This is a genomic window from Herbidospora cretacea (assembly GCF_001570605.1).
In the GTDB taxonomy this organism is placed as follows: Bacteria; Actinomycetota; Actinomycetes; order Streptosporangiales; family Streptosporangiaceae; genus Herbidospora; species Herbidospora cretacea.
Map to the genome: position 1 here is coordinate 167,782 of NZ_BBXG01000012.1, position 17,672 is coordinate 185,453.

Annotated in this window: 16 protein-coding genes; 12 read left to right on the forward strand and 4 right to left on the reverse strand. The window is 71.8% G+C overall.

Annotated features, from left to right (window positions below; genetic code table 11):
- Positions 1–70 precede the first annotated feature (70 nt).
- Together AW270_RS23845 and AW270_RS23850 are read left to right on the forward strand one after the other, a co-directional pair.
- On the forward strand, positions 71–1,036 hold the full coding sequence (locus tag AW270_RS23845; RefSeq protein WP_061297514.1) for an MBL fold metallo-hydrolase: 966 nt from the start codon (positions 71–73) through the stop codon (positions 1,034–1,036).
- Positions 1,030–2,247: a CaiB/BaiF CoA transferase family protein gene (locus AW270_RS23850; RefSeq protein WP_061297516.1), complete on the forward strand. Its 1,218-nt coding sequence runs from the start codon at positions 1,030–1,032 to the stop codon at positions 2,245–2,247. The genes AW270_RS23845 and AW270_RS23850 overlap by 7 nt, the downstream gene beginning before the upstream one ends.
- Here AW270_RS23850 and AW270_RS23855 read toward each other — a convergent pair.
- Together AW270_RS23855 and AW270_RS23860 are read right to left on the reverse strand one after the other, a co-directional pair.
- Positions 2,208–2,885 (reverse strand): GntR family transcriptional regulator, encoded by a 678-nt coding sequence (locus AW270_RS23855; RefSeq protein ID WP_061297519.1) that lies wholly within the window; start codon positions 2,883–2,885, stop codon positions 2,208–2,210. The two genes, AW270_RS23850 and AW270_RS23855, sit on opposite strands and share 40 nt — an antisense overlap.
- Positions 2,882–3,580: an alpha/beta fold hydrolase gene (locus AW270_RS23860; RefSeq protein ID WP_061297521.1), complete on the reverse strand. Its 699-nt coding sequence runs from the start codon at positions 3,578–3,580 to the stop codon at positions 2,882–2,884. The genes AW270_RS23855 and AW270_RS23860 overlap by 4 nt, the downstream gene beginning before the upstream one ends.
- A 61-nt stretch (positions 3,581–3,641) precedes the next feature.
- Here AW270_RS23860 and AW270_RS23865 point away from each other — a divergent pair, with 61 nt between their 5' ends.
- The 6 genes from AW270_RS23865 to AW270_RS23890 are packed head-to-tail and all read left to right on the forward strand — an operon-like array spanning position 3,642 to position 9,549.
- A complete protein-coding gene (locus AW270_RS23865) occupies positions 3,642–4,457 on the forward strand; it encodes an ABC transporter ATP-binding protein (protein WP_082801787.1) in 816 nt (271 codons plus the stop codon).
- A 41-nt stretch (positions 4,458–4,498) separates the two neighbouring features.
- Positions 4,499–5,512, forward strand: a complete 1,014-nt coding sequence (locus AW270_RS23870; RefSeq protein ID WP_061297523.1) for an ABC transporter substrate-binding protein — start codon at positions 4,499–4,501, stop codon at positions 5,510–5,512.
- Positions 5,493–6,266 carry an ABC transporter permease gene (locus AW270_RS23875; RefSeq protein ID WP_061297525.1) on the forward strand — a complete coding sequence of 258 codons (774 nt, stop codon included), beginning with the start codon at positions 5,493–5,495 and terminating at the stop codon, positions 6,264–6,266. Before AW270_RS23870 ends, AW270_RS23875 begins: the two co-directional genes overlap by 20 nt.
- The gene (locus AW270_RS23880; RefSeq protein ID WP_061297527.1) at positions 6,263–7,063 is read left to right on the forward strand and encodes an ABC transporter permease; all 801 of its coding nucleotides are present in this window, start codon (positions 6,263–6,265) and stop codon (positions 7,061–7,063) included. Before AW270_RS23875 ends, AW270_RS23880 begins: the two co-directional genes overlap by 4 nt.
- A 12-nt stretch (positions 7,064–7,075) precedes the next feature.
- The gene (locus AW270_RS23885; RefSeq protein WP_061297531.1) at positions 7,076–8,788 is read left to right on the forward strand and encodes a CocE/NonD family hydrolase; all 1,713 of its coding nucleotides are present in this window, start codon (positions 7,076–7,078) and stop codon (positions 8,786–8,788) included.
- Entirely contained in the window at positions 8,788–9,549 is a 762-nt protein-coding gene (locus tag AW270_RS23890; RefSeq protein WP_061297534.1) for an HpcH/HpaI aldolase/citrate lyase family protein, read from the forward strand. Before AW270_RS23885 ends, AW270_RS23890 begins: the two co-directional genes overlap by 1 nt.
- A gap of 339 nt (positions 9,550–9,888) precedes the next feature.
- Here AW270_RS23890 and AW270_RS23895 read toward each other — a convergent pair whose 3' ends face one another.
- Positions 9,889–11,601, reverse strand: a complete 1,713-nt coding sequence (locus AW270_RS23895; RefSeq protein ID WP_061297536.1) for a beta-galactosidase — start codon at positions 11,599–11,601, stop codon at positions 9,889–9,891.
- Between the two features lie 112 nt (positions 11,602–11,713).
- Between AW270_RS23895 and AW270_RS23900 the strand changes: the two genes are divergently transcribed.
- From AW270_RS23900 to AW270_RS23915, 4 genes are all read left to right on the forward strand, one after another.
- Complete coding sequence (locus AW270_RS23900; protein ID WP_061297538.1) at positions 11,714–13,993, forward strand: TIM-barrel domain-containing protein; 2,280 nt, start codon at positions 11,714–11,716, stop codon at positions 13,991–13,993.
- 50 nt (positions 13,994–14,043) lie between these two features.
- Positions 14,044–14,421 carry a hypothetical protein gene (locus AW270_RS23905; RefSeq protein ID WP_061297540.1) on the forward strand — a complete coding sequence of 126 codons (378 nt, stop codon included), beginning with the start codon at positions 14,044–14,046 and terminating at the stop codon, positions 14,419–14,421.
- A gap of 61 nt (positions 14,422–14,482) precedes the next feature.
- Positions 14,483–15,973, forward strand: coding sequence for a serine/threonine-protein kinase (locus tag AW270_RS23910; RefSeq protein ID WP_061297542.1), 1,491 nt, complete (start codon positions 14,483–14,485; stop codon positions 15,971–15,973).
- Positions 15,970–17,241 (forward strand): serine/threonine-protein kinase, encoded by a 1,272-nt coding sequence (locus tag AW270_RS23915; RefSeq protein WP_061297544.1) that lies wholly within the window; start codon positions 15,970–15,972, stop codon positions 17,239–17,241. The genes AW270_RS23910 and AW270_RS23915 overlap by 4 nt, the downstream gene beginning before the upstream one ends.
- Before the next feature lie 140 nt (positions 17,242–17,381).
- Here AW270_RS23915 and AW270_RS41860 read toward each other — a convergent pair whose 3' ends face one another.
- Positions 17,382–17,513 carry a hypothetical protein gene (locus AW270_RS41860; protein ID WP_275477769.1) on the reverse strand — a complete coding sequence of 44 codons (132 nt, stop codon included), beginning with the start codon at positions 17,511–17,513 and terminating at the stop codon, positions 17,382–17,384.
- Between the last annotated feature and the right edge of the window lie 159 nt (positions 17,514–17,672).

Consider the following 17,672-nt stretch of genomic DNA (forward strand, 5'->3'; position numbering starts at 1 on the left):
ACAAATGATGCATCATTTGTATCGATCATGTAATGTTCCTTCCTAATTGTGCGATGGAAGGAGCCGCCGGATGTTCCAGGCCGATTCGGTCACGGTCACAGTCCTGGTCGAGAACTGGGTGGACATGCTGCTGCCCGACGTGGACGACCACTGCGTCAGCCGCTACGGGCTGATCGAGCACTTCGACGGCAAGAAGGTGCCGCCGCAGGCCGAGAACGGGATCAGCATGCTCGTCGAGGCCACCCGGGGACGCCACACCACCCGGGTGCTCTTCGACGCCGGCCTCACCGGCACCGTGCTCGCGCACAACATGAGGGTCCTCGGGGTGGACCCGGGCTCGATCGACCACCTGGTGATCAGCCACGGCCACCCCGACCACTTCGGCGGCGTGCACACCTTCCTCGGACTGGCCGGGCGCCGGGTCCCGGTGGCCACCCACCACGACGCCGAGCTGCCGCGCTACGCCGTGATGGGCGACGGCCGGGTCTCGCCGGTCTACAACACCGCCTTCACGTTCGGCCAGGTCGAGGCCAGCGGCGGCGCGCCCGTGCTCACCCGCGACCCGCTCGACCTCGGCTGGGGCGTCTGGACCACCGGCGAGATTCCGCGGAACGTCCCGTTCGAGGCGGCCGCGCCGCCGTTCGAGCGCGGCGCGCCGGGGCTCTACCAGGTCTCCGGGACCGGCGAGGTGCGCCGCGACGAGGTCATGGACGAGATGGGCCTGATCATCGACGTCAAGGACCAGGGCCTGGTGGTCCTCACGGGCTGCGCGCACGCCGGGGTGATCAACACGCTCAACCAGGCGAAGGCGATCGCGGGGGACAAGCCGATCCGGGCCGTGCTCGGCGGCTTCCACCTGGGGTTCCCGACCACGCCGGCGAAGAACGTCGAGCTCACCGCCGAGGCCTTCGCCGATCTGGACGTGAGGACGGTCGTCCCGATGCACTGCTCCGGCCTGCGCAGCCACGCCCACATGTCCTCCGTGCTGGCCGGCCGTTACGTGCAACCCTCCGTCGGGAGCGTGTTCACGTGGTGAAGGACCTCGCGGGGGTGCGGGTCGTCGCGGTCGAGCAGGCGGTCGCGGTGCCGCTCTGCTCCCGGCACCTGGCCGACATGGGCGCCGACGTGATCAAGGTCGAGCGGCTCTCCGGCGACTTCGCCCGCGACTACGACGACTTCGTGGCCGGCATGTCCAGCCACTTCGTCTGGCTGAACCGGGGCAAGCGCAGCGTCGCGCTCGACCTGAAGACCTCCGAGGGGCGGCGGGTGCTGGGCGAGCTGCTCCGCACCGCCGACGTGCTGGTCTGCAACCTCGCGCCGGGCGCGTTCGACCGGATCTTCACCGACGACGACCTCCTGGCCCTGAACCCCCGCCTGATCAGGTGCTTCCTTTCGGGCTACGGCACCCGCGGCCCCTACGCCGACCGCAAGGCCTACGACATGCTCATCCAGGGCGAGGCCGGGGTCGTGACCGCGACCGGCACCCCCGCGCAGCCGGCCAAACCGGGCGTCTCGCTGGCCGACCTGAGCGGCGGCGCCTACGCCCTGTCGGCCATCACGGCGGCGCTGTTCTCACGCGAGAGGACCGGGCGGGGGCAGCGCATCGACGTGGCCATGTTCGACGTGCTCCTGGAGTGGATGAGCCCCCTGCTGCTGGCCCAGTCGCACGCCGGGACCGCGCCGGAGCCGGCCGGGCTGAGCCACGCGAGCATCGCGCCCTACGGCCCCTACGTGTCGGCCGACGGCGACCTGGTGCTGATCGCGGTCCAGAACGAGGGCCAGTGGCGGCGGCTCTGCGAGGTCGTCGTGGGGGACCCCGGGCTGGCGGCCGACCCGGAGTTCGCGCTCAACACCGACCGGCTGCGGAACCGGGAGCGCCTCGAAGCGGTCGTCGAGGCCGCGCTCCGGGCGCTGCCGACCCAGGAGCTGACCGACCGGCTGGAGCGGGCCGACGTGCCCAACGCGCGCCTCAACCGGCTGCCCGACGTGCTGGAACACCCGCAGGCGCGGGCCACGGGCCGATGGTCGCCGGTGCTGCTGCCGGACGGCGGGAAGGCCACCGTCGTGACCTCGCCCTTCCACCCGGGCGGCGCGGAGGAGGAGCTCAGGGCTGTCCCGGCCGTCGGCGAGCACACCGCCGAGGTGCTCGGCGAGCTCGGGATGTCGCGGGAAGAGGTGGCCGGCCTGGTCGCGGCCGGAGTGGCCCGTCAGTCGTTGTCGATCTCGAAGGGATCGGGGACGTCATGACCGACGAGGTGCCTGGCCAGCGCGAGGAAGCTGTTGGTCAGGTGCACCTCGGTGGCGCGGGCGAGCGCCTCGGTGTCGCCCGCGCGGGCCGCTTCCAGGATCGTGCGGTGCTCGCGGGCGGCCTCCTCGCCCCGGCTCTCCACCACCTGGAGCATGTCCCACGGGAACCGTTGCCAGAGCAGCGCCACCTCCTCGCGCAGGCCGTCGTTGCCGCAGCGGTCGTAGAAGAGGAAGTGGAACTGGCGGTTCCTCTCGTTGAGCGTCGTGCGGTCGCCCGCTGTGAGCGCCGCCTCCATCTCCTCGACCAGCCGCTGGGCGAGGTCGAGGTCCTTCGGCGACAGGCGGCGCGAGGCCCGGCGCATGGCGTAGGGCTCGACCGCCATGCGCAGCAGGTAGACGGTCTTGACGCGGTCGTAGTCGGCGTCGGCGACCCGGACCCCGCGATGGGGCTCGCTGATGAGCATGCCCTCGGCCTCCAGCAGGCGCAGCGCCTCGCGGACCGGGGTGATGCTCGTCTTGAACTGGGAGGCCAGCACGTCCTGCCGGATCCGGCTGCCCCGCGCGAGCTCGCCCGCGGAGATCATGCGGCGCAGCTCCGCGACGATGATGTCGCGCTTGGTGCGCGGACTGCCGGTCATGAGGGTTCCTCCTGCGCTTCGGCGGCGCGGTGAAAGGCGTCGAGAATCCCGCGGAAGCCGCGAGGGTCGTCGACGTAGGCGACGTGCCCGGCCACGGGAAGAGTAACGTAATCCGCCCCGAGGGTGGCCGCCAGTGATCGCGCCGCCTCCTCCGGCACCCTCCCGTCGTGCTCCCCCCGGAGGACGGCGGCGGGGACCCGCGCGTCGGGAACACTCCAGCTCAGCGCCGCTTCCAGGGCGCTCAGCAGTCCGGCGGGCCGCATCCCGGCCATCGCCCGCGCGAAGACCTGCCGAGCCGCGCTCTCACGATGCAGGGTCGCCCGCACATAAGAGGTGGCGAACCCCGTCATGCCCTGCGTGTCGATCGCCCTCGCGGTGGCCGTCACGCGCTCCGGGCCTCCCGTCGCGGGGAAACCCGCCAGAAACAGGGACGCGACCCGTTCCGGCGCCGCCCGGAGGACTTCCAGCGCCACGAAGGCGCCCAGCCCCGAGCCCGCGACGTGGAATCGCGGCCCGGTTTCCAGGCAGGTCGCGACCGCTTCCGAGGTGTCGAACACCTCGTCCCCCCGCGTACCGTGACCGGGGAGGTCGGGGGCGGAAAACCGGCTCTGATCTGCGGCGATGACGTCGGCCCAGGTCTCCCCGGAGGCGCCGAGCGTGTGCAGCAGCAGTACAGGATGCCTCAGATCATGCATTATTAACTCTCATGACACATCACTCTTGTATAGGAGGCATCATTATGCAACAGTACGTCGCATGTCACTGCACGACCGGCGCAAGAACGCCACGCTGACCAGCCCCGGCAGGGGCGGCGCGGCCGTCACCATCGACGGCGTCACGATGCGGTTCGGGGACCGTGTCGCGGCGTCGGACATCCGGGTCGACGTCGCGCCCGGCGAGATCGTCTCCGTCGTCGGCCCCTCGGGCTGCGGCAAGACGACGCTGCTCCGTGCGGTGGCCGGGCTGCTCACCCCGTCCGAAGGGAGCGTGAAGGTCGACGGCGAGGCCGTCGACGGCACCCCCGACGGGGTCGGGATGGTCTTCCAGCACTTCGGGCTGTTCCCGTGGAAGACCGTCGAGGCCAACGTCGCCTACCCGCTGCGGCTGCGCGGCCTCCCCAAAGAGGAGATCGCGGCCCGCACGCGCGAGCTGATCGGCATGGTGGGCCTCTCCGGATTCGAGAAGTCCTACCCGCACCAGCTCTCCGGCGGCATGCAGCAGCGCACGGGCCTGGCCCGCGCGCTGGCCGTGCGGCCCCGGGTGCTCCTCATGGACGAGCCCTTCGGGGCGCTCGACGCGCAGACCGCCGAGGTGCTGCGCTTCGAGCTGCTCCGCATGTGGGAGGAGCGCCCGATCACGATGCTGTTCGTCACGCACTCGATCGACGAGGCGGTGCTGTTCGGCGACCGGGTGGTCGTGCTGAAGGGCCGTCCCGGCAGGGTGCACGAGGTCATCGACGTCGCGCTGCCACACCCGCGCGACCGTGCGGTGGCGAGGTCGGAGGCGTTCGCCGCGCTGCGGGAACGCGTCTGGTCTCTCGTCATGTCCCCCGACGCCGGTCAGGCGGGCTAGAAGCACAACGGTGCCCCTCGGGCACCTGGGAAGGACGGCAGATGTTGTCGATCAAGCGCCTGGGAGTGGCCGCGCTGGCCATGGCCTCCCTCACCGCCCTCGCCGCCTGCGGCGGGGGAGCCTCCGGCGACGAGGGCGACGCCACCACACTGAGCGTCGGCGTCCCGGGCATCCCCCCGGTCTTCGTCAACCTCATGGCCTACGTCGCCGAGCAGAAGGGCTACTTCAAGGACGGCGGCGTGACCGTCACCCTGCGCCCGCTCCCCACCGGGGCCGACGTCGGCCGCGCCATCCAGAGCAAGGAGCTCGACGGAGGCATCGTCGGCACCTCCGGCGCGGTCGCGCTGCGCGCCTCCGGGGGCAACGTGGTCGCCATCCTCGGCAACGAGAATCCGTCGTTCCTCATCGCCTCCTCCGACCCGGCGGTCACCGACTGCGCCTCGCTCAAGGGCCGGACCATCGCCGTCGACGGCGCGGGGGCACCCAAGGCCCTGTCGGTCAACACGATGATCGCATCCTGCGGGCTGACGGCCGCCGACATCACCACCGTCAACGTCGGCGGCCCCCAGTCGGTCGACGCGCTGATCGCCGGGCAGGTCGACACCGCCGTGCTGCACCCCGACGAGCTCGCCGCCGTCAACCAGAAGGCCAAGGCCCACGAGGTGGTCGCGCTGGCCAAGGTCGACCCGGTCTCCCACTACACGATGCTCGTCACCCGCGAGGACGAACTGGCCGACGGCGGCAAGCGCCCCGCATGGGTGAAGGCCGTGGCGGCGCTGCACAAGTCGATCGCGTACATCAACGACCCGGCCAACGCCGACGACGTCGCGCAGATCGCCGCGACGATGACCAAGCGCACGCCGGAGATCTCCAAGACGGCGCTGGCCGAGTTCGTCGGCATCAAGTTCTGGCCGGCCGACGCCGGGCTGGCCCGCGAGCGGGTCGACAAGGCCGTCGCCGACCAGGTCAAGGCCGGGAACGTGGCCGCCGACAAGGCGCCCGAGTACGACGACTTCGTCGACCTCACGGTGTTCGATGAAGCACTCGGGAAGTGACTCACGGCCCCGTGGGGTCGCGGTCTCGCTGGCCGGCCTGGCGCTCGGGCTGATCGCCTGGCAGGTCGCCGGTCAGCGTGACCCGGTCCTGCTCGCCACCCCGGTCAGGTCGTTCGAGGCGCTGGCCGGGATGGTGGCCGACGGGACCCTGCCGGCCGCGCTGCTCGACACCGGCCTGCTGTTCCTGGTCGGCCTGGCCGCCGCGATCGCGGGCGGGGTCGGCTACGGCCTGGTCCTGTCGCGGTCGAGGGTGCTGCGCGGGAGCACCGGATGGCTGGTGTTCGCGCTGCAGTCGGTGCCGATCGTGGCGCTCGCGCCGCTGATCCTGGCGGCGTTCGGGTTCGGGTTCGGGGCCAAGACGCTGGTGGTCTTCCTGAGCGCGGTCTTCCCGATCCTGATCAACACGGTCGAGGGCGCCAGGCACGCGCCGAAGACCCTGCTGGAGGTCGCGAAGGTCCACCGCAGCGGCGAATGGCCGCTGTGGCGGGACGTGCTCATCCCGCACACCCTCCCCTACGCGATGAGCGGGATCCGGCAGGGCATCGCGATGGCGTTCGTCGGGACGTTCATCGCCGAGTTCTTCCTCCAGGCCACCGGGATCGGCGGGCTGCTGCTGTCGGCCTCGGCCCGGTTCGACTCGGCGACCGTGCTCGGGCTGACCGTCCTGGTGTCGGTGATCGCCGCCCTGCTGATGGGCCTCGGGCGGCGGCTGGAGAAGGCGTTCGCGCCCTGGCGTCAGGGGAGCACCGAATGACCGCCCTGGCCTCGCGGAGGAATTCGCGAGAGAAGTCGTTCGCGCCGCCCGGGGATCTGCTGGGCAAGGTCGTCGCGGTCGTGGTCCTCCTCGGGGTGTGGCAGGCGGCCGGATCGGCGTTCCTGCCCGACTACCTGCCGACCCCCTTGGGCGTGATCACCGAGCTGATCCCCACGCTGACCTCCTCGGCGTTCCTCACCGCGCTGGGGGAGACCGTCGGCGCGGTGCTGCTCGGGCTGGTGCTGGGATGTGTGCCCGGGACCGCCGCCGGGCTGCTCATCGGCCGGGTCGGCTGGCTGCGGCAGCTCAGCACCCCGTACATCAGCGGGCTGTACGCCATGCCGATGCTGGCGATCGTGCCGATGGCGACGATCTGGTTCGGCTACAACAACCTCACCCGGGTGATCGTGATCGCGCTGTCGGCGTTCCTGCCGTGCGCGGTCTCCACCGCCGACGGGGCCCGGTCGCTGCCGGCCAACCTGGGCGACGTGGCCCGGGTGCTCAACGTGCCGCGCGGCCGGTTCGTGCTCGACTTCGTGCTGCCCTCGGCGCTGCCGTTCGCGGTGGCCGGGGTGCACATCGCCGTCGGCCGCGCCCTCGTCGGGGCCGCCGCCGTCGAGTTCCTGGCCAACATCGACGGGCTGGGCACGTTCATCCTGACCAACGCGCGGTCGTTCGCCCAGAACCAGGCGTTCGCAGGCGTCCTCGTGCTGGCACTCCTCGGCGTCCTGGCCCGCGCCGGAACCGAACGGCTGATCCGGCGCGTCGCGCCGTGGCAGCAGACCCACCAGGACTAGGAGCCCTGTCTGATGATCGTCGAATGGGACGTGCCGATCGAGACCGACGACGGAGTCGTCCTGCGCGCGGACGTCTTCCGGCCCGACACCCCCGGCCGATACCCGGTCGTGCTCACCTACGGCCCCTACGCGAAGGGCCTGTCCTTCCAGGAGGGCTATCCGAGCGCGTGGAACAAGATGGCCGCCGAACACCCTGACGCGCTGGAGGGCTCCTCCAACGTCTACCAGGCGTGGGAGGTCGTCGACCCGGAGAAGTGGGTCCCCGACGGCTACGTCTGCGTGCGGGTGGACTCCCGCGGCGCGGGCGCGTCCCCGGGCGTGATCGACTGCTTCTCGCCGCGGGAGACCCGCGACTACTACGAGTGCGTCGAGTGGGCCGGGACCCAGGAGTGGAGCAACGGGAAGGTCGGCCTGAACGGCATCTCCTACTTCGCCATGAACCAGTGGCATGTCGCCTCGCTCCAGCCGCCCCACCTGGCCGCGATCATCGTCTGGGAGGGCGCGGCAGACTGGTACCGCGACGCCACCCACCACGGCGGCATCCGCACCACGTTCTGGGACAACTGGTACGGGATGCAGGTCACGACCGTCCAGCACGGACTGGGCGAGAACGGCCCGCGCAACCCGGTGACTGGGGCCCTGGCCACCGGCTCCGCCACCCTCACCGAGGAGGAGCTGGCGGCCAACCGGGCCGACCTGGGCGGGAGCATCCAGGCCCACCCCCTCGACGACGCCTACCACCGCGACCGCTCGCCGGTGTGGGACCGGGTGACGGTGCCGGTGCTGTCGGCGGGCAACTGGGGCGGCCAGGGGCTGCACCTGCGCGGCAACACCTACGGCTACCTGCGCGCGGCCTCGGAGCACAAGTGGCTGGAGATGCACGGCGACACCCACTGGTCCCTCTTCTACGCCGACTACGGCGTCGACCTGCAGAAACGGTTCTTCGGCCACTTCCTGGCCGGGCAGGACACGGGGTGGGCGAAGCAGCCTCCCGTGCAGCTCCAGGTCCGCCACGTCGACGCGACGTTCACGCCCCGCTTCGAGGAGGGGTGGCCGATTCCCCGGACGAGATGGACCCGCCTCTTCCTGGACGCGGCCGACCTGTCACTGGGCGAGTCACTGGGCGAGCCGTCGGCGCCCGCGCAGGTCACGTATGAGGCGACCGGCCGGGGAGTGCAATTCGAGCTGCCCGCGCTGACCGAGGAGACCGAGATCACCGGCCCGCTGGCGGCGAAGCTGTTCGTGTCGTCGTCGACCTCCGACGCCGACCTGTTCCTGGTGGTCCGGGTGTTCGACCCGGCGGGGGAGGAGGTCGCCTTCCAGGGGGCGCTCGACCCGCACACCCCCGTCGCGCAGGGCTGGCTGCGGGCCTCCCACCGCGAGCTCGACGCGGAGCTGTCGCAGCCCTGGCTGCCCGTCCACACCCACACGAACCCGGAGCTCCTGGTCCCCGGCGAGATCTACGAACTCGACGTGGAGATCCTGCCGACCTGCCTGGCGGTGCCCGCCGGCTACCGGATCGTGCTGGAGGTCCGCGGCCGCGACTACGAACACGACAAACCGGCCGGTCACCTGTCGAACCTCCGCAACCCGCTCAAGGGCTGCGGCCCGTTCCTGCACGACGACCCCCGCGACCGCCCGGCCGAGGTCTTCCACAACGAGGTGACCCTCCACACGGGCGGCGACCACGCCTCCCACCTGCTGCTTCCCGTGGTTCCCGCCTGATGGTCCGGGCGGCCCTGTTCGTCCCCGGCGACCGCCCCGACCGCTTCGCCAAAGCGGCCGCCGCCGGGGCGGACGAGATCATCCTCGACCTGGAGGACGCCGTCGCCCCCGCCGCCAAGACGGCCGCCCGCGAGGAGGTCCGGGCGTGGCTGTCGGGCGGCGGTTCCGGGATCGTACGGATCAACGCGCGCGGGACCGCCTGGCACGCCGGCGACGTGGCTTTGGTGCGGGAGTTCGGCTGCCCGGTGATGATCCCCAAGGCCGAGGCGGCGGCGGACGTCTTCGGAACTGCCTACCCCTTGATCGAGACCGCCACGGGACTGCTCCACGCCCGGGAGATCTGCGCGGCGCCGGGCGTGGTGCGCCCGGCGTTCGGAAGCGTCGACCTGGCGGCCCAACTGGGCGTCGACCCGGCCGACCGGACGGCCCTGTGGCACGCCCGATCCCTGCTCGTCCTGGCGGCGGCGTCGGCCGGCGTCGGACCGCCGCTGGACGGCGTCACCACCGACCTGACCTCGCCGGAGACGCTACGTGAGGACGCGGCGCATGCGGCGTCGCTGGGGTTCGGCGGCAAGCTGTGCGTTCACCCGGAACAGGTCGCGCCGGTGCTGGCGGCGTTCACGCCCTCGGCCGAGGACCTGGCGTGGGCCAGGGAGGTCATGGCCGCCTCGACCGGCGGGGTGGCGGTGGTGCGAGGCCAGATGGTGGACAAACCCGTGGTGGACCGGGCCCGGCGGATGCTCCGGACAGCCGGTGGCTGAGAGCGGTGGGCCGGCGTCGTTCGTCAGGACAAGTGACGGGGTGGCCGACCGTGTTCAGGCACGGCCGGCACCCCGTCACCGTGGTGCTGCCGCGCGGCGCGCCGATTGCCGCGCGGCTCTCACGGGTTGATACGGCCGTTCAGGCGACCGTGGTCGGGCCATTCGTACGGGGAAATCTGATGATTTTGGCGTCGCGGTACGCTCGCAGGTCGATGACCGTTGAATCGCCCCTGATCTCGCGGTGAGACGCGCGGCGGCGTAGAGCCGACGTGATGTCTCTGACCTTCGCTAGCGACGGCACCACCTTGAGCATCGTTCTCCCCCGCCGTGATGGTTCCCTTACCTCTCACCATGTGTACCGGTTGAATCGTAAGAGGGGTGTAAAAGGCAGGTCAGAAGCTTTTCATGGGCTTTGTCGGTCAATCGGGTGGACAAGTACCAGGCGTTACCGAAGCGGGTGATCGCCGGGCTTCCGTCCGGGTAGGCGACGACGGCCTCCGCGCCGTCGAGGGCGATCTCCTCGCTCCAGAGGGAGGCTTCCGTGCCGTCCGAGAGGATGAGGGGCGCGGCGAGGGGGCGGTGCTCCTTGATCGTGATCCCGAAGGCGGGGAGCCGGCCGCCGAGGCGCACCCGGAGGTGCTCGTCGGTGACGGCGGAGAAGTACGACATCAGCAGGGTGCCCTCGAAGGCGGCGAGGTTGGCCAGGGCGGCGTCGGTGACCGGGAGCAGGCTGGGGACGACGACCAGCCTGAACGGCGAGAGATCCTGTTCCGGGTGGACGAAGGCGACGTGGTGCCCGGCCCGGTAGAGGAGCCGATGGGGCTGTTTGACCGCTTCCAGGTAGTCGAGGTCCCGGGAGGGGAGACCGCGATTCTGGAGCGCCCACCACGCCTCGTCGTCCCACACGATCGCGACGTCACGCCTCTGCTCACGGCCGGCGGGGGCCCTGGATGCGAGGGTTTCGCCCAGGGCGACGATCTCCCGGAACGTCCGGGTGTCGGGGCCTGCGTGGGGGAGCATGCCGTGGTGCCACTGTTCCGCGCCGCCCCGGGAGGCGCGCCACTGGAAGAACATCGCGCCGATCGATCCACGTTCGACGTGGATCAGGGTGGTCCGGGCGAGGTCGCCAGGTGGGCGGGGGAGTGTGCGGTCTCGGGTGTACTCGACCGCCGCCGCCTGTTCCATCAGGATCCACGGCTTGTCGCCGGCCCATGAGCGGGCCAGGTCGGCGGTGAAGGCCGACTCCTCGGCCAGGTCGCCGGTGGGATAGTCGTCGACGGCCACCAGGTCGACCTCGCGGGCCCATTTCCAGTGGTCGACGGGCACCCAGGAGCCGAAGGCGAAGTTCGTGGTGATCGGCCTGCCCGTGGGGCGCAGGATGTCGCGCTGTTCGGTGAAGTGGGCGAGCATCTCGTCGGAGAGGAACCTGCGCCAGTCGAGCGCCTGCGCCGGGTTCGGCAGCCATTGGGTGGCTCTGGGCGGCAGGATCTCGTCCCAGTCCGCGTAGCCCTGCGACCAGAACGCGGTGGTCCAGCGGTCGTTCAGGGTGGCCAGGTCGCCGTGGCGGGCGCGCAGCCAGGCGCGGAAGGCGCGGGCCGCGTGGTCGCAGTGGCACCAGGTGCCGTACTCGTTGTGGACGTGCCACATCGCCAGCGCCGGGTGGCCGCCGTAGCGGTCGGCCAGCACCGCCGCCAGTTCCCTCGAAGCCGCTCTGTACGCCGGTGCGCTCACACAGTAGGTGTCCCGGCTGCCGTGGCTGAGCCGGGTGCCGTCGGCGGCGACCGTCAGCGTGTCCGGATGCTCGCGGCCGAACCAGGGCGGCGGGGACGCCGTCGGCGTGGCCAGGTCGACCTGGACGCCGTTGTCGTGGAGCAGGTCGAAGACGCGGTCGAGCCAGCCGAACTCCCAGCGTCCCGGCTCGGGCTGGAGGCTGCTCCACGCGAAGACGCCGAGCGTGACGAGGTTGACCCGGGCCCGGCGCATGAGGGCGACGTCCTCCAGCCAGACGTGCTCGGGCCACTGCTCCGGGTTGTAGTCGCCGCCGAAGAACATGCCCCGTTGACTCTCCCGTTTGTTTGCTCCTCAAACTAAAACCGCGTTGACGTTTGTTGGGATGGACGGCAAACTAATTCTCGGACAGTCCTCACACCGTTGGAGTGCAGCGATGCCGTACCGCCCCCCGTTGATCGCGCGCGAGTACTTCGTCGCCGACCCTCCCGAGCTGCCCCTGCGGCGGCACGGCGAAGGTGGGCTCGCGAAGCTGGCGCGGGCCGAGGTGGTGGCCTCCGACGGGAGCGGCGTCACCCTCAAGGGGGTCACCTCGACCGAGGAGACGCTCGTCGTCCAGGTGAGCGCGGCGGGCGAGGGGATCATCCGGGTCAAGCTGAGCGAGCAGGCCGACGCCAGGACCCGGTCGGCGCGGGCCCTGCGGCTGACCCGGCCGGTGGAGTCGGCCGCCGAGGTCACCGTCGGGGACGAGAGGGTCGTCGTGGACGCGGGGGCCGTACGGGCGGAGATCCGCCTGAACCCCTGGAACCTGCGCTTCACCGACCCCGGCGGACGGACCCTGACGGAGCAGGACCCCGGCCGTCCCGATATTTCCGGACGCCTCCGCACTCTCCCCTTCGGCCGCTCCCAGGTCGACGGGGTCACCCTGGCCTACCACGAGACGTTCCTGGTCCCGGCCGACGAGGCGTTCACCGGGTTCGGGGAGTCGTTCACGCCGCTCGACAAACGCGGGCAGCGGCCGCTGATGTGGAACTTCGACGCCTTCGGGGCGGAGTCGCAGCGGGCGTACAAGAACGTGCCCTTCTACCTGTCCAGCCGGGGATACGGGATCGTCGTCGACAGCGGGATGCCGGTCGAGTTCGACATGTGCCAGTCGACCCACAGCGACGTGCAGATCGTGGTGCCCGACGACCTGATCGACTACTACGTCCTGGGCGGCCCCGAGCCCGCCGACGTGCTGCGACGGCTCCACGCGCTCACCGGTCCGGCGGTGCTGCCGCCCAAGTGGGCGTTCGGGGCGTGGATCTCCTCGGGGTTCTTCCGGGACAGCCAGGAGCGGGTGCTCGACCGGGCGCGCAAGATCCGCGATCGGGGCATCCCGTGCGACGTGCTGCATCTCGACACGTTCTGGCAGATCGACGGACACTGGTCCGATCTGCGGTGGGACCGGGCGGCCTTCCCCGATCCGGAGGGAATGCTGGCGGAGCTGGACAGGCAGGGCTTCAAGGTCTGTCTCTGGATGAACCCGTACATCTCCCATCTGAGCCCCTCCTTCGAGGAGGCGGCGAGCAGCGGCTACCTCCTGCTGACCCGCGACGGCGAGGCCTACGTGGCCGACGCCTGGCACGGCTCCTACCCGGCCTGCGGCATCGTCGACTTCACCAACCCCGCCGCCCGGACCTGGTTCCGCGGCCTGCTGAAAGGGCTGCTGGAGCAGGGCGTGCAGGTCTTCAAGACCGACTTCGCCGAGGGGGTTCCGGCCAACGCGGTCGCCTACAACGGGATGTCCGGGACGGAACTGCACAACGTCTACTCGCTGCTGTTCAACGACCTGGTCGCCGAGGTGACCCGCGAGGTCGCCGGGCACGGCCTGGTCTGGGCCCGCTCGTCCTACCTGGGCGGCCAGCGCCACCCGGCGCAGTGGAGCGGCGACGTCGACGCGACCTACCCGGCGATGGGCAGCACCATCCGGGGCGGCCTGTCGCACGGTCTGTCCGGCATCGCGTTCTGGAGCCACGACGCGGGCGGTTTCACCGGGACGCCGACGCCCGACCTGTTCGTCCGGTGGGCCCAGTTCGGGGCGCTGTCTCCGCTGGTGCGCTTCCACGGCACCACCAGCCGCGAGCCGTGGGAGTTCCCCGAGAACGCCGAACGCGCGGTGGTCGCCGCCCTGCGGCTGCGCTACCGGCTGATGCCCTACCTCTACTCGACGGCCGTCGAGGCGGTCGAGACGGGCCTGCCGATCATGCGCGCCCTCTGTGTCGACCAGCCGCACGACCCGGTGAGCTGGCAGGCCGACCTCCAGTACCTCCTCGGCCGCGACCTCCTCGTCGCCCCGATGACCTCCGCCGACGGCACCAGGGACGTCTACCTCCCGGCCGGGACCTGGGTCGACCACTGGACCGGCGAACACCACGCGGGCGGCCGCCACATCCGCGTCTCCCCGCCCCTGGACCGCATCCCCCTGTACGGACGCCTCGGCGCCCTCATCCCCACCACGACCCCCGGCGTGACCGTGACCGACGGCCCGGAGATCTCCCTGCTCGTGTACGGCCTCCCCGACGGCGAGAGCCGGACCGTCGTCCGCGACGACGACGGGGAGACGGTCGTGACGGCCGTCCACGACCGAGAACGGCTCGTCGTGCGGACGGAGGGGCCCAAGACGGTCGTCCAGGTGGAGATCGTGGGCGGCGCGGCGGAGATCGCCATCGAGTAGGCCCGGCGATCAGGGCCGCTTCGAGATCATGGTCGAGTAGGGTCCCGCTGGTGCCCGCAGAACGCCTGGCGACCGAGGTCGCGGAGATCCACGACTTCTACGGCGGCCTCTTCCTCGTCGACGCCGGGAGCGGGGAGGAGCTGGGCGTCGAGCCGCTCCCGGGCGGCGGAGGCTCACGATCGGGTTACGTTCGCTGGGAGCGGTGGGACGGCCGCCCGCCGCGTGACGAAGCCTGCGCACTCCTCGACCAGAGGCGGCTCGCGGTGCCCTCCGGGGTGATCGAGCTGCGCGGCGGTTTCAGCATGGATATGCCTGGCTGGGCGTTCGACCTGGCAGAACCCGGTGCCGTGTGGTCCATGCGCGTCGACCGGCATGTGCTGGCCGAACTGCCGATGCTCACCTATCTGGTGATCAGGTTCTGGCCCTAGAGCCGGCGCGGGGTTGACGAATGGTCAAATCGGGCGGGTCCGGTTTCGCTATTCTCCCGCTATGGCCGAATCGATCGGGGAACGACTGGCCTCCCGATACCTCCTGCTGCGCCCCCTCGGCGCCGGCGGCATGGGCACCGTCTGGCTGGCGCGGGACGAGATGCTCGACCGCGAGGTCGCCGTCAAGGAACTGCGGGTTCCCGAGGGCATGGGGGATCGGGAGCGGGCGGAGCTCGTCACCCGGGTGATGCGCGAGGCCGAGGTGACCGCACGGCTGCGGCACCCGGCCGTCGTCAGCGTGCACGACGTCCTGGTCGAGGACGGCCGTCCGTGGATCGTGATGGAGCGGCTCAACGGGCGCTCTCTCTCCGCAGAGATCGCCGCCCACGGCGGCATGCAGGCGGGCGCGGTGGCCGAGGTCGGGGCCCGGATGGTCGACGCGCTCGCGGCGGCGCACGCCCACGGCGTGCAGCACCGCGACGTCAAGCCGGGGAACGTGTTCCTGACGGTCGACGGGCGGGTGGTGCTGACCGACTTCGGCATCGCGCGGCAGGCCGACACGACCAACCTCACCGGCGACGGGATGCTGATCGGCTCGCCGGGCTACATCGCGCCCGAGCGGCTGGAAGGCGACCCGGGCGGGCCCGCCTCCGACCTGTGGTCGCTCGGGGCGACCCTCTACACCGCGCTGGAGGGGGTGCCGCCGTTCCGGGGGAACCACGTGCAGGTCATCCAGGACACGCTGACCTCGCCGGTGCCCCTGCCGCGCACGACCGGGCCGCTGGCCACGCTGATCGCCTGGCTGATGGCGCGCGACCCGGCCGACCGGCCCGACGCGGCGACCGCCGGGCGGCTGTTCCAGGAGATCGTCAAGGGCGGCAACCCGCAGATCGCCCCGCCGAAGCGCCACACTGTCCCGTGGATCGCGCTGGCCGCCGGGCTCGCCGCCGTCGTGGTGGCGGCCGTGGTGGTCGTCGTTCCGTGGGAATCCGGCGAGGAGCCGGCCGTGGCGCGTCAGCGCGGCCCGGCGCCGGTGTTCGGGCAGGCCGTGGACTTATGCCGGGTGGTCCCCGCCGCCCAGGTCAAGACGCTGCTCGGGCAGGACGCCCGCCCGCAGGAGATCGACGGCGGCTGCCAGTGGACGATCAAGGGCACCGGCCTGCGCCTGGAGCCCGCCACCGACTCCGACACCCCCGACTGGTGGGACCTCACCCCGGAGGCGGCCCGCGCCCTCTACGGGGGCATCCAGCGCCGCGTCGCCAACCAGCCCCGTGACGGCTCCCTCATCTGGTACGAGATCGGCGCCAACCGCCGCCTCCCCACCGTCGCCTCGGCGGTCCGGCCGCTGACCGGCGTCGGCGAGGAGGCGTTCACCTGGGACGTCACCTCGGCCGAAGGCCGGATCATCGGCGTCGACGTCTACTTCCGCGTCGGCGACTTCGTCGGCCTGCTCGAATACGCCGACCTGGGCGAGCGCACCGCCGACCAGATGCGCACGGGCGCCGAGACCGCCGCCCGCACCGCCGCCGACTCCCTCTGGGACCTGGCGTGACGCTGATCGCCGGCCGCTACCGGCTCGCCGAACCCCTCGGAAAGGGCGGCGCGGGCACGGTCTGGCGCGCCCACGACGAGCTGCTGCGGCGCGAGGTCGCGGTCAAGCAGATGCGGACCCCCAGCGACCTCGGCCCCGGTGAGCTGGCCGAATACACCTCCCGGGCGATCGGGGAGGCGCGCGCCGCCGGGAAGCTCAACCACCCGTCGATCGTGAAGATCCACGACGTGGTGCCCCACGAGGGCGCGCCGTGGATCGTGATGGACCTCGTGCCTGGCACCTCCCTCGACAAGCTGCTGCCGCTGCCGAGCGAACGGGTCGCCGAGATCGGCCTGGCCGTCCTCGACGCCCTGGAGCTCGCCCACGCCCACGGCATCCTGCACCGGGACGTGAAACCGGCCAACGTGCTCGTCGGCGACGACGGGCGGGCCATGCTGGCCGACTTCGGCATCGCCGCCCCCTTCGGCGCCGACCCGGCCGACGGGTCGGGGTCGCCGGCGTACATGGCCCCGGAGCGGTTCCGCGGCCTGCCCGCCGGGCCGCCCTCGGACCTGTGGTCGCTCGGCGCGACCCTCTACGCGGCCGTGGAGGGCCGGGGCCCCTTCCACCGCAACCTGCCCGCCGCCGTCGTGGCGGCCGTCGTCATGCACGACCCGCCCCCGATGGCGCAGGCCAGCCCGGCCCTGGCCCGCGCGGTCGGCGCGCTCCTCGCCAAGGACCCCGCCCACCGCCCACCGGCGGCCACCACCCGTCACCTGCTCCGGGACGCCGTCGCCGCCGTCCCCGCCCGCCCCCGCCGGACCGGCAAATGGGCCCTCGCCGCCGCCCTCACGATCGGCGTCGGCGTCGCCGCCGGATGGGCCGCCTCCCAGTTCACCTCGGGCCCGGCCGAGGTCCCCGGCCGGTTCACCGCCGCCCCCGACGCCTGCCAGAGCCTCACCTCCGCGCAGATCACCCGCCTGCTCGGCACCCAGGCCGACGCCGAACCGACGTCCGACGGCGGCTGCCGCTGGATCAACCGCACCGGCGGCGCCGAAGTCGTCGTCGGCTACCGCCTGACCACCGCAGCCGCCCAGAACCGCCCCGAAGGCGCCGAGAACGTGACGGGCGTCGCCGACGAGGCATACGTGGCCCCCGCCGACGGCGGCGCCACCGTCTGGTTCCGGAGAAGCAACCTGTCCGCCCAGGTCACCTACAAGTCGCCCGGCGACGACACCACGGAGCGCGCCCGCCAGGCCGCCCAGCTCGTCGCAGCCGGAATCGGCTGACCAAGGAGTCCCCCAATGTCCGAAGACCCCCAGAAGCCCCGGAACCACCTGCGCGCGGTCCCCACGCCCCCGGAGGACACGCCCCCAGCGGACCCCCCGGGCGAGGCCTTCGGCTCTCCTGTACGGGATGCGCGCCCCGCCTACGACGAGGACGACCCCGCCACGGGCGAACTCCCCAGGGCGACCGGCATGCCCTTCCCGCGCCGGACGGGGGAACCCGGCGCCCCGAGAATCGGCGACCCGACCAGGGTCGCGTCCTGGCGCTCACCCACCCAGCCTCCGGAGAGACCCGCCTCCGAGAAGCCCTCCGAGACCCCCTTCCCAGCGGAACCCCCACAACGACCGGGCCGGGGACCGAAGGGCTCCGGCCCGGCCCCCGACGAGGCCGACCCCTTCGGCGCGATGCTCCGCGACCTCGACAAGACCGCGTC